The following is a 12,732-nucleotide window of genomic DNA, read 5'->3' on the forward strand; positions in this document are numbered from 1 at the left end:
GTTTATAGAAGGTATTAACGTTACGAAAAATGAAGGAAATACTGTAATTACAAATATAGATTTTTATTAGTGTTTATGTTATGTTTACACAAACGAAATTCTCCTGCTGTAAAAAACGCATTTCTTCCATCATATAACTTGCACAATCTTCCGGACTTCGAATGCTATACCGATGCTGGTACTCTAAACGCACCATTCTTCTCCCGAGTTCGAAGGCGGCGATGAGTTGAGAGGCCTTGGCTACTCCGACACCATGAATACTTGTTATTTCTTCCATCGTAGCATCTCTTAACATTCGCAAACCATCAAAATGGCGTAAAATTTTGTCTGCCAATGTTAATACCGATTCCTCCTTTGATCCTGTTCTTAGTAAAATCGCCAGAAGTTCCCGGTTTGATAAGCTACTTGCTCCTTCCGAAATTAAACGTTCACGTGGTTGTTCTTCCTTCAAAACATCACGAATGCCGTTCATCTTGTCACTCCTTCTTATTTTTTCCGCAAAGAAAACCCCATGCAAATTCACGCATGGGATGCACCGCTATCAAACTGTTTCAATTCGCGAACGAGACGTGCAATCGGCAAACCTACTACACTGTAGTAGTCCCCTTGAATATGCTGAACAAAAATAGCGCCTTTCCCTTGAATACCATAACTTCCTGCCTTATCAAGCGGCTCTTTTGTTGCAATGTACACATCAATTTCTTCTTCTGTTAACTCCCAGAATGTAACTTCTGTACGCTCATAGAAAGTAACTGTTTTCTCCTTCGACATAAGGGCAACACCTGTATATACTTCATGTGTTTTCCCAGATAAAAGTTGCAACATCTCTTTTGCTTCTGCTGCATCCTTAGGCTTTCCAAGAATACGCGAATCATATGTAACAATTGTATCTGCACCTAGTACAATACTTTCTTCATGTGTTTCTGCTACGGCAGATGCTTTTTGTAAAGCTAGCGCCATTACAATATCAGCTGGTGATGAATATGCTCCTATTGTTTCTTCCACCTCGTTCACAACAACCTCAAACGGAACATTTGCAAGTTCAAGCAGTTCTTTTCGACGAGGTGATCCAGAAGCTAAAATAAATTTTTTCATATTTTCTCCTTTCTGTCTTACATACAGCAGAACCATATAAAGTGAAACTTTAATCAGTGGGGATTTTCTTCATCCCCTACTGATTATGAGCCCTCACCAATCGGGCTGTTATGGGTAGCCCTACTCCCACCCATCATTCTTGCTTCTTTCTGAATCTTGAGGTGGGAATCTTACTGCCCTAAAATAGCGGGATAAATTAATCGTATCAAATGAATATCATTCCCACAAATTATAAAAAAACACTTTCTTTTTGAAACATACATACTTCTACTAAATTAAATTATTATGTTCCCCGCAGTAATAAAGCGCTTTTACCTATTATGACATCCAAAAAGAAAAGAAAGAAGCATATATGCACTTCTTCCATTCTATTATCATAATTATTTCGCTTTTTGGGAAACAATTTTTTCATAGGAAAGCAAACCATCAATCACAACTTGATTCAGTTTTGCTACTGTCGATTTATTTTGCTTTCCTTCCTTAATTGTCTGCACTGCTACAGATGTATACGTATATAATTTCTTTACATCATTCCGTTTTATTTCCGCCCCTTCCTTTTCAAGCCCTTTCCATTCTTTTTCGATGGCAGCGATTTCTGCTTGATTTCCTTTCTCCCCAATTTGGGTACTGGATACATATTTTATAAAATGACTATATAAGGACTGTAACTTACTAAGAAAAATACCAAGCTCTTTATCATTTTTCAACAACGCCTTATCTGTAATTTCCCAATTCTTTTTCAAAACAGGTATACCGTCATTCTTATATTGTTCCATTAACTTACCTGCAGCTTTTTCATCACTCATAATCCCTGCAACGAGTGCATATTTATCTCCATTTGGCTTAAGAGCAGCGATGCGACCATTCTCTTTCCACTCTTTCACAGCAGCCTGTCCTTTTTCTTCTGACGAATATAGCCCCCCTTGTACAAAAAACAATGTAATTGGCGCTAATGCTGCATTTGTATTCTCGACTTTTGAAGCACCTTCTTTCTGTTCTTCCATACTTGTTTCTTTAGGCTTTGTTTCCGCCGTATATTGTTGTGAGGTCATTGCAGTGTGTTCTTCCCTTGCGCCTTTTCCCGTTAATAAATGAAGCATTCCCATCCCTAGCGCTGTCCCCATGATAATTGCAGTCGCGATCGTAAAGACCAGAACATTGCTCCATTTTTCCCGAAATGTCTTGATCTTCGAAGACTTTACTTGTTGAAAAGGGACTACATTTTGCGGCGTTTGACTTTCCACTACCTTCCAATCAAATTCATCCACTCCCTTTTGCTTTTCTTCATACTTTGCTTCTGTTCCGTTCACTTTAATAGAGATTTTCCGTGATTGCTTGTCCATACTATCACACCTCGCCTCTTATCATTGTCCGCATCATATCATATTCCATTTACAAATAAACAAGATATTTGTCAAAAAGATTCGTCAAATTGCCCTATATAGTTACTTTATGTATATGTATTTGACTTCATTTGTAGCACAAAAAAAAACTAGGATAGCTATCGCTATCCTAGTTTTTCTCAACAATATATTTTCGAGCTTCTGAGATGAAATAAAGAGAACCTGTTATGATAAACACATCATTTTCTTGCAACTCTAGTAACTTTTGATCAATTGCCTCTTTCCAATTCTCAACTACTTTTTTTGTTTCCTTAGTTGCATAATTTGCTAATTCTTGAGCAGAGATTGCACGATTAAAATCAAAAGTTGTAAAAATCATTTCATCCGCTACCGCTTCCAATTGTCCTACCATATGACTTAGTTCTTTATCACCAAGAGCCGTAAATAAAATACTCACATTCTTGTCACTGTAATGCGCTTTTGCCGTTTGAACAAGGCTTGCTATGCCTTCTGGATTATGTGCGCCATCTATAATCACATCTGGATTACGTCTTAATCTTTCGAATCGACCAATCCAATACGTTTCACTTAAACCTATGCGAATATTTTCTTCTTCCACTAAAAATGACATGTATGTTTTCAAATATAACACCGCCATTAACGCAAGTGCTGCATTTCTTACTTGATGATCTCCTTTCATAGAAATTTGTATATCTTTAAATGAAGCAAATGGACAAGAAAAGTCAAAGTGCTCTCCCTCTTCATTAGAACGCTGGTGCACGACTGTAAATTGTTTTCCTATCTCATAAAGGCTAGCATTCTTTTCATTTGCAACCTTTTGAATCACCTGAAGTGCTTCTCCATCTTGCACTCCCGTAATTACCGGTACCCCTGATTTTATAATTCCCGCTTTTTCATATGCGATTTCTGCTAATGTATTTCCTAGAATATGCATATGGTCATGACCAATATTTGTAATGATTGTTAAAACGGGATACACAACATTAGTAGAATCGAAACGCCCACCAAGACCTGTTTCAAATAAAACGAGATCGCAAATGTTCACTTTTCCGAAATAATACATTGCCATGACTGTAATAATTTCAAACTCCGTTGCTTCTCCAAACTCTGTCTCATCCAACTTTTCTACAACAGGCTTTACTATATTGACAAGGTCAGTAATCTCTTGATCTGAAATTGGCTTTCCATTCACACTAATCCGTTCATTAAATGTTTCAATATACGGAGATGTAAATGTTCCTACTTTATATGTCTCTGCCTCTAGCATATAGCGCATATATGTTAAAGTCGAACCTTTACCATTTGTACCTGCTAAATGAATACATTTTATATGCCGCTCTGGATTGTCAAGCTCTCCAAGCATCCACCGCATTCTTTCTAATCCCGGTTTAATCCCAAATTTTAATCGGCTATGAATCCAGCCAATTGCTTCTTCGTATGTATGTACCACGCGAGTCAATCCCCTTTCCAATCAACGAGCAAACCAATATCACAAATGAACTGTAACTCTATTATACGCAAATAAAAGAGACTCACCAAGATAGGGAGTCTCTTTTCAATATTTTTATTTTTCAAGGTCTGCTAAGCGTTGACGAACCGCTTCACGTTTTTCTAAGTAATCTTTTTCTTTCGCACGTTCTCCTTCAATCACTGCCGCAGGAGCTTTCGCTACAAAACCTTCATTTGCAAGTTTCTTCTGCACACGTTCTACCTCTTTATTGAACTTCTCAAACTCTTTTTGTAAGCGAGCTTTTTCTTCTTCAAGATTAATAAGGTCAGCTAACGGTAAGAATAACTCTGCACCTGATACGATAGCGGTCATCGCTTTTTCTGGCGCTTGTAAATCAGTCTTAATGATTAATTCACTTGGATTACAGAAACGCTCAATGTAAGAACTATTTTTTGTAAGTTGAGCAAGCACCGCTTCGTCCTTCGCTTTAATTTGCAGTTGAACCTTTTTGCTCATTGGCGTATTTACTTCGGAACGAATATTACGAACAGAACGAATGATATCAACAAGAAGGTGCATTTCTGCTGCTGCTTCTTCATCCTGTAAATCTTCACGAACTGTCGGCCATGCCGATACCGTAATCGATTCGCCTTCATGCGGTAAGTGCTGCCAAATTTTCTCTGTTACGAACGGCATGAATGGATGTAGTAAACGCATCGTTTGATCTAGTACATATGCTAACACAGAACGAGTTGTTTTCTTCGCCGCTTCATCTTCACCGTATAGCGGAAGTTTTGCCATTTCAATGTACCAGTCACAGAAATCATCCCAAATAAAGTTGTATAATGAACGGCCAGCTTCACCAAACTCATATTTATCCATGTTGCGCGTTACACTTTCAATTGTTTCATTTAAACGAGTTAAAATCCACTTATCTGCAACGGATTTTTCACCAGTTAAATCGATATCTTCATATTTCATATCATCCATGTTCATCAATACGAAGCGCGATGCATTCCAAATTTTATTAATGAAGTTCCAAGTAGATTCTACTTTCTCCATGCTAAAGCGTAAGTCTTGACCTGGCGCACTTCCTGTTGATAAGAAGAAGCGCATTGCATCCGCACCGTACTTATCAATAACATCCATTGGATCAATACCATTACCAAGAGATTTACTCATTTTACGACCTTGTTCATCACGAACTAAACCGTGAATTAATACATCTTTAAATGGGCGCTCTCCTGTGAACTCTAAGCCTTGGAAAATCATACGAGATACCCAGAAGAAGATAATATCATAACCGGTTACTAAAGCATCTGTTGAATAGTAACGTTTGAAGTCTTTTGCATCTTCATTTGGCCAACCAAGTGTAGAGAATGGCCATAATGCTGAACTAAACCATGTATCTAGTACGTCGTTATCTTGCTCCCAGTTTTCAATATCTGCTGGCGCCTCTGTACCTACATATACTTCACCAGTTTCTTTATGATACCAAGCTGGAATGCGGTGTCCCCACCATAATTGACGAGAAATACACCAATCATGAATATTTTCCATCCAGCGTAAATATGTGTTTTCAAAGCGCTCTGGTACAAATGTCACTTTTTCTTCTTCTTTTTGCTGAAGTGCCACTGCTTTTTCGGCAAGTGGTCCCATTTTTACAAACCATTGTGTTGATAAGTATGGTTCAACAACTGCTCCACTTCGCTCACTGTGCCCTACAGAATGCATATGAGGCTCAATTTCTATTAATACACCAGCTTCTTGTAAGTCTTTCACTAACGCTTTGCGACATTCAAAACGGTCCATACCGTTATATTTACCAGCTTTTTCATTCATTGTACCGTCTTCGTTCATTACAAGAATACGTGGTAAATCATGACGGTTACCTACTTCAAAGTCATTTGGATCGTGAGCTGGTGTAATTTTCACAACACCTGTACCGAACTCTGGATCTACATAATCATCCGCAATAATCGGAATTTCGCGACCTACGATTGGAAGTGTAACTGTTTTTCCAATTAAATGTTTATAGCGCTCATCTTCTGGGTGAACCGCAACCGCTGTATCACCAAGCATTGTTTCTGGTCGAGTTGTTGCAAGACGAATGTGACCAGAACCATCAGTTAACGGATAATTCATATGGTAGAATGCACCTTGAACATCTTTATGAATTACTTCAATATCAGAAAGTGCAGTACGCGTTGCTGGATCCCAGTTAATAATATACTCCCCGCGGTAAATTAATCCTTTTTCATACAATTGAACGAATACTTTCTTAACCGCATCAGATAAACCTTCATCTAAAGTAAAACGTTCACGAGAATAATCTAGCCCTAAACCAACTTTTCCCCATTGTTGGCGAATGTGAGAAGCATACTCTTCTTTCCACTCCCATGCTTTTTCAAGGAACTTTTCACGTCCAAGATCGTAACGTGAAATTCCTTCTTCGCGAAGTTTCGCTTCTACTTTTGCTTGTGTCGCAATACCTGCATGGTCCATACCTGGAAGCCATAATACATCGTAACCTTGCATGCGCTTTGTACGTGTTAAAATATCTTGAAGCGTTGTATCCCAAGCATGCCCTAAATGCAATTTACCTGTTACGTTTGGAGGCGGAATTACAATTGTGTATGGTTGTTTCTTCTCATCTCCTGTTGCTTCGAAATATTTACCTTCCAGCCACCATTGATAACGTCCATCTTCAACGGACTTATGATCATATTTAGTCGGTAAATTCTTTTCCGTATTTGACATTACTTTCCCTCCTTAAAATAAAAATGCCCCTCATCCAAAAAAGGACGAGGGACATCGCGGTACCACCTTTATTTACAAACAAATGCAAAATTTGTTTATACTCTTCATTTGATAACGGTCTAATCCGTCTTTTCCTAATGAGAATACATCCGTTCAGAAAAGATGCTCCAGGGCTACCTTCTAACATGACTATCTAGAGAATCTCCCAGCTAATAATTCTCCTCTCTGAAGACGTTTTATGTTATACTCTTCCCCTTCAATGCATTTATATAATTGTTATTTATTATATACAATAGTGTAAAAAACGAAACCATATTCGTCAAGATAAAAAATTTTTATCTTAAATGATTACTCAGTCTTCTCTTTATTTGCACTACAAAGAGATAACATGAAATGTTACTCAGTCGTATTTCTTCATCCCTACCGATTATTCCCCTTCACGAATCAAAGTAAAAATAGGATAAGCACATTCAGCACTTATCCTACATACTGTATTCATAGACTACAAAATAGAGTGGCTTCCTAGATGGAGGAATCATTATGATGAAACGTTATCGGCGTTCCTATAATTTTTCTACCCCCTCATGGGTTAGAAGTTTACAAACAATGTTTTCTGATTTCGCAATACCACTGACTATTTTTCAGGGCATTCGTACCTTATTGCTACCAACATTTTTAGATTTTATCATTTTGATTATTTTTGTTATAGCGACGATTCGCTTACATTTTCAGCCGTAGTTTCAAAACTGCGGCTATGATCCGTTTTCCTGCTGCGCAGCTTGTAGTTGAGAAAGAAAATACTCAATATTACTTACAAGCCAATGAGATTGCTGCAACATTTTCACATTTTTAAACTCTTTTTGCTCATTGCGAACTTGTTTCTTATTTACATACGAACGGATTTGGCGAATAAATGGAGAGGGATACGTTAAATAAGCAAACATTAGAAGTTGTTCTTCTTTTGTAAATGGAAAATGTTTTTGATATTCCTGATACCATTCAAAACGGTCACTTCTAGCAATTGGATAGGTGTTTAAAGAACGTGTATAGAAACCTACAATATCTTGAATAGGGGTCGCAAATTGTGATCTTTCTAAACTAATAAAATAGCCATTCCTTTCATAATCAAATAAAAAATGATTGAGTGATACATTTCCATGCACTAAAGCAATGCGTGTTTTTTCTTTTTCTTTCATCACTTCATACCAATCGGTAAGCTGCTTTGTCGCAAAATCCCGCGCTCTCATCACATGATGAAAATACGTACAATACTGCAATTCAAATGGTGACATATACCACTTTGATTCTGATTGAACAAGAAATTTTTCTAATAGTTCACCATCTTGTTCCCAGCGATCCGATATATTTGTATAATGATTTTCTAACGCCTCTTCTGTATACGATTCCTCTCGCACTGTTTTTTTATGAAGCATCGCTAACGTTTGAAACATTTTATGATATTGACCATTATCCTCGTCATTCCCATCCGCTTTCTCAAGCCAAGGCATTAAATAATAACTATATGTTGCGTCACTCAAAATATAATTCCCATCCATCGCATAATAGATGGGAACATAGTTGGAAAAACCTTTTTCTTTTAAAAATTGAATATGATGCATAAAGTGATTGCGCTCTAGCCGTTGATTCGGCAATTTTTTTAATGCATACGGACCTTGATTCGTATAAATCTTCATTACATTCCCGTATTCTTCGATGTGCTCTACATTCAATTGATATCGTCTTACAATTGGTTCATAGCGGTTGCGTAATTCTATATCCATCTGCCTAATCCTTTCTCATCCACAAATTCAAATGTAAGAAAAGAGATGAGTGAAGAATAGTCTTCACTCATTTTGACTTCGCTTTTGGAACAGGTATATAAATGACTTGACCTGCTGTTAAATAAATGTCATCCGTTCGGTTTATACGATGTAAATGTTGTACAGATGTCTCATAACGCTCTGCTACCGACTCGATTGTATCTCCCTCTTGTACAAAGTACATTCTCACCTTTGTAAATTCTTCTTCTGCTTCTTTTGTAAACAATTTTGTTAAATATAAGGCATTTTCATCTCTTTGAGAGTATACAGGTTCTTCTTGTTCTTCTGTTTCTTTCTTCGTTTCTTTTTCTTTAAAACCTGTTCGTCCAAACAATTCAACTTGTGGCATCATTTCCTCTTTATCTCGATCTTCTACATCATGTTCTTCTAATTCTTCTTCCTCTATTAACTCTTGTTCTTTCCGTTCTTCTAATTGAAACGGTTCAAAGGCATAATCTTGCCATCCGTTTGATTCTGATTGAAGAATGATTTCTGCTGTTTCTTCCGGCTCTTCCAGCTCTTTTTCCTCTTCAACTGCTTCTATCCCTTCTTCTCTTTTACCGTTGGTATGCTCACTTTCTAGCTCTTCCTCATCATCCAACTCACGCCCAGCATCATTTAATCCATATATAGAAATGTCAGCTAATAATTGTAAGCATCCATTTTCTTTTAACTCATAATCAAATTCCTCGATAGAAACATACAATTCTTCAATTACCTTTACCCGATTTCTTGGAATGGAAATTTCTAGTGGGAACGAATGAACAAGTTCATGAATACCATCTTCTCTCTCTTCCACATAATCAATTGATTTCGCTGGGGATAATTCACTCGTTGAAAACTCAGACTCCTCTTTCTTCGCAATATATTCCCCAGTTAAATCTAACTGCCCTCGCACAATCACTTCATGTTCAAGCTCTTCTATCTCAACGTCTGGATCTAACGAAATTGACAAAAGTTCTTCGACTTCCTGTCCTTTTTGGAACCAAACCGATTCTTTTAGTGAAAAACGTAATGAATGATCTGTTGCCACTCCTTTTCCCCCTCTCAAACTGTATGTCATTACAGATTTATGTGTCTTGGAGACATTTTATGAGTAAAAAAATCGCACATGTGCCCTTTTCATTTCTTATAAATGAAAAAGGTTGCCTGGAAAATTCCAAACAACCTTTTTATTTATGCTTTTAATTTCGCCATTGCAATTTCTGCCGCAGCAATTGTCGCTTCAATATCAGCATCACTATGTGCTGTTGATAAGAATAATCCTTCAAATTGAGATGGTGGTAAAAACACCCCTTGTTCTATCATTTCACGATAATAAGCCGCAAAAAACTCTAAATTCGATGTTTTTGCTGCATCATAGTTAATCACTCGTTCATTCGTAAAGAAAATACCAATCATTGAACCTGCTCGGTTAATATGGTGCGGTATTCCATGTTTTTCAGCAGCTTGGCGCAAACCATTTTCTAACATTTCCGCTTTACGTTCAAACTCTTTATAACATTCTGGTGTTAGCTGTATTAATGTTTCATATCCTGCTGTCATGGCAAGTGGGTTACCAGATAACGTACCCGCTTGATAAATCGGTCCACTAGGCGCAACTTGACGCATAATTTCTGCTTTACCACCGTATGCTCCTACCGGTAGACCGCCACCGATTACTTTTCCTAAGCAAGTTAAATCAGGCGTTACACCGTAATATCCTTGTCCACAGTTATATGCAACGCGGAATCCAGTCATTACCTCATCAAAGATAAGCAGCGCCCCATATTGCTGAGTTACTTCACGAAGTCCTTCTAAAAATCCTGGTATAGGTGGTACAACTCCCATATTTCCTGCTACAGGTTCAACAATTACACAAGCAATATCATCTCCAAATTGTTCAAAAGCATATTTTACACTTTCTAAATCATTATAAGCTACTGTAATTGTATTTTGGGCTACACCTTCTGGTACACCAGGGCTATCCGGTAAACCAAGTGTTGCAACGCCAGAGCCAGCTTTAATTAATAGAGAATCACCATGACCGTGGTAACAACCGATAAATTTCAAAATTTTATTACGTCCTGTATAGCCACGTGCTAAACGAAGTGCACTCATCGTTGCCTCTGTTCCAGAGTTTACCATGCGCACAATTTCAATAGATGGCACGCGCTCAATCACAAGCTGAGCTAACTTATTTTCAATTTCTGTTGGCGCTCCAAAGCTTGTTCCTTTTTCAGCAACAGCTTTTAACGACTCTACAACACGCTCATTGGCATGTCCATGAATAAGCGGTCCCCATGATAATACGTAGTCAATGTACTCATTTCCATCAATATCATATACTTTAGAACCTTTTCCTTGCTCCATAAATAATGGATTCATCCCAACCGATTTAAATGCACGAACTGGACTATTTACACCACCAGGCATTAAATCTTGTGCTTCTTCAAACGCTTTAATCGATTTATCAAGCTTTTTCATTATTGTGCGCCCCCTTCTCGTAACCATCTTGCGGCATCTTTTGCATGATACGTAATAATTAAATCTGCTCCCGCACGTTTCATACTTAATAATTTTTCAAGGACAATCTCTTTTTCATTAATCCAGCCATTTTGAGCAGCTGCTTTAATCATCGAATATTCTCCGCTCACATTATATGCAACAATCGGTAAATTAAAGTTATTTTTCACATCGCGAACAATGTCTAAATAAGAAAGAGCTGGTTTTACAATTAAGAAATCTGCTCCTTCCATTACATCTGATTCAGCTTCTCGGAATGCTTCCATTCGATTTGCTGGATCCATTTGATATGTTTTGCGATCTCCAAATTGCGGTGCACCATGCGCTGCATCACGGAATGGCCCATAAAATGCAGATGCATATTTCACTGCATAAGACATAACCGGCACATGTGAAAAACCATTTTCATCTAAAGCATGACGAATAGCCGTTACAAATCCGTCCATCATGTTAGAGGGAGCAATAATATCTGCTCCTGCTTTCGCTTGACTTACAGCTGTTTTTGCAAGAATTTCTAACGATTGATCATTTAAAATAATACCGTCTTCAATTACACCGCAATGACCATGGCTTGTATATTGACATAAGCATGTATCCGCAATGACTACTAACTCTGGAAATTGCTCTTTCATTTGTTGAATCGCACGTTGTACAATGCCGTGTTCACAAAATGCAGAAGATCCAATCTCGTCCTTCTCAGCAGGTACGCCAAATACGATAACAGAACGAATGCCTAAATCAACCACTTCTTGCATTTCAGCTTGCAATAAATCTAAAGAAACTTGATATACGCCTGGCATAGAAGGAACTTCATTACGAATATTTTCACCTTCAAGTACGAAAATTGGGTAAATAAAGTCTTCCGTATGTAAAAATGTTTCACGTACAAGTGCACGCATATTTCCACTTTGTCTTAAACGACGATGACGATTAAATTGTAAAGAGTTCATAGAATTCTATCCCCATTCTTTTATTTTCATTATGCATTCACATAAAATTTGGAAATGCATTGTATCAATGATTCTATCGTATATTCTTCAGGAACAAGCACATTTTTAAAATACTTTCTTGCCTCTTTTTCTGTTATTGGTCCTATACAAGCAATTGTACATTTTTTTATCCATTCTCTCCAGTTTGTACCCTCAAGTAACTTTACAAAGCTGTCAACTGTAGAAGGGCTTGTAAATGTAATCACATCAATTTGATTCGATTGTAAAGCTGCGATTAGGTCTTCTTTTTTCTCATCATTTAGTTTCGTCTCATAGACAACCAACTCTTCTACAAGTATATGAGCTTCACGAAGCTTCACTGAAATTACATCTCTTGCTAAATTCCCTTTTGGAAATAAAATACGCTCTGTCCCATTTAATGTTTGCACAAATTCCATCGCAAACGTTTCAGCAACAAACGCTGTTGGAACAAAATGAACTTGATATCCTCTTGCTTCTAGTTCTTGAGCTGTTTTTATACCGACTGCAGCAATTTTTACAGCAGGCGGAAGTTTCTGATGGATTGCCTCCAAAAAGAACCTTACTCCATTTTTGCTCGTAAAAATTATCCAATCGTATACATGCAACTGTTTGGCTACACTTTGAAGCTTTTCTTGAGATACCCCATCCATACGCAAAAGCGGAATTTCCATTGGAATTCCGCTCTCTTTTCTTACTGCTGCGCTCATTTGCCCAGCTTGATGCCGGGCACGTGTAACGAGTACTTTTTTTCCAATAAGGGCATTCAT

At 37.6% G+C, this 12,732-nt stretch carries 10 protein-coding genes, 1 pseudogene and 1 other annotated feature; of the genes and pseudogenes, 1 reads left to right on the plus strand and 10 read right to left on the minus strand.

Annotation, left to right across the window (positions count from 1 at the left end):
* Positions 1 to 85: 85 nt before the first annotated feature.
* The 5 genes and pseudogenes from MR056_RS07620 to MR056_RS07640 all read right to left on the minus strand — a co-directional run.
* Positions 86 to 472 (minus strand): annotated as a pseudogene (locus tag MR056_RS07620) (UPF0758 domain-containing protein); the annotation flags it as partial.
* Positions 473 to 519: 47 nt separating this feature from the next.
* On the minus strand, positions 520 to 1,095 hold the full coding sequence (locus MR056_RS07625; RefSeq protein ID WP_087099245.1) for a Maf family protein: 576 nt from the start codon (positions 1,093 to 1,095) through the stop codon (positions 520 to 522).
* 380 nt (positions 1,096 to 1,475) lie between these two features.
* The gene (locus MR056_RS07630) at positions 1,476 to 2,438 is read right to left on the minus strand and encodes a stage II sporulation protein B (protein WP_012095631.1); all 963 of its coding nucleotides are present in this window, start codon (positions 2,436 to 2,438) and stop codon (positions 1,476 to 1,478) included.
* A gap of 169 nt (positions 2,439 to 2,607) precedes the next feature.
* A complete protein-coding gene (locus MR056_RS07635; RefSeq protein WP_012095632.1) occupies positions 2,608 to 3,909 on the minus strand; it encodes a bifunctional folylpolyglutamate synthase/dihydrofolate synthase in 1,302 nt (433 codons plus the stop codon).
* Between the two features lie 114 nt (positions 3,910 to 4,023).
* Positions 4,024 to 6,669, minus strand: a complete 2,646-nt coding sequence (locus tag MR056_RS07640; protein WP_012095633.1) for a valine--tRNA ligase — start codon at positions 6,667 to 6,669, stop codon at positions 4,024 to 4,026.
* A 37-nt stretch (positions 6,670 to 6,706) separates the two neighbouring features.
* Positions 6,707 to 6,938 (minus strand) — a binding site (T-box leader).
* A 271-nt stretch (positions 6,939 to 7,209) separates the two neighbouring features.
* On the opposite strand from MR056_RS07640, the gene MR056_RS07645 reads away from it, so the two are divergent.
* The gene (locus MR056_RS07645) at positions 7,210 to 7,407 is read left to right on the plus strand and encodes a hypothetical protein (protein WP_235436507.1); all 198 of its coding nucleotides are present in this window, start codon (positions 7,210 to 7,212) and stop codon (positions 7,405 to 7,407) included.
* Between the two features lie 14 nt (positions 7,408 to 7,421).
* Here the strand turns inward: MR056_RS07645 and ysxE are convergent, their stop codons facing one another.
* From ysxE to hemD, 5 genes are all read right to left on the minus strand, one after another.
* Positions 7,422 to 8,450 (minus strand): spore coat protein YsxE, encoded by a 1,029-nt coding sequence (gene ysxE, locus MR056_RS07650; protein WP_087099247.1) that lies wholly within the window; start codon positions 8,448 to 8,450, stop codon positions 7,422 to 7,424.
* A 67-nt stretch (positions 8,451 to 8,517) separates the two neighbouring features.
* Entirely contained in the window at positions 8,518 to 9,552 is a 1,035-nt protein-coding gene (gene spoVID, locus MR056_RS07655; RefSeq protein WP_041810050.1) for a stage VI sporulation protein D, read from the minus strand.
* A 113-nt stretch (positions 9,553 to 9,665) separates the two neighbouring features.
* Positions 9,666 to 10,955, minus strand: coding sequence for a glutamate-1-semialdehyde 2,1-aminomutase (hemL, locus tag MR056_RS07660; RefSeq protein WP_012095636.1), 1,290 nt, complete (start codon positions 10,953 to 10,955; stop codon positions 9,666 to 9,668).
* Positions 10,955 to 11,944 carry a porphobilinogen synthase gene (gene hemB, locus MR056_RS07665; protein ID WP_012095637.1) on the minus strand — a complete coding sequence of 330 codons (990 nt, stop codon included), beginning with the start codon at positions 11,942 to 11,944 and terminating at the stop codon, positions 10,955 to 10,957. The genes hemL and hemB overlap by 1 nt, the downstream gene beginning before the upstream one ends.
* Before the next feature lie 29 nt (positions 11,945 to 11,973).
* Positions 11,974 to 12,732, minus strand: a complete 759-nt coding sequence (hemD, locus tag MR056_RS07670; RefSeq protein ID WP_012095638.1) for a uroporphyrinogen-III synthase — start codon at positions 12,730 to 12,732, stop codon at positions 11,974 to 11,976.

Source organism: Bacillus cereus group sp. BfR-BA-01360, from assembly GCF_022663595.1.
Lineage (GTDB): Bacteria > Bacillota > Bacilli > Bacillales > Bacillaceae_G > Bacillus_A > Bacillus_A cytotoxicus.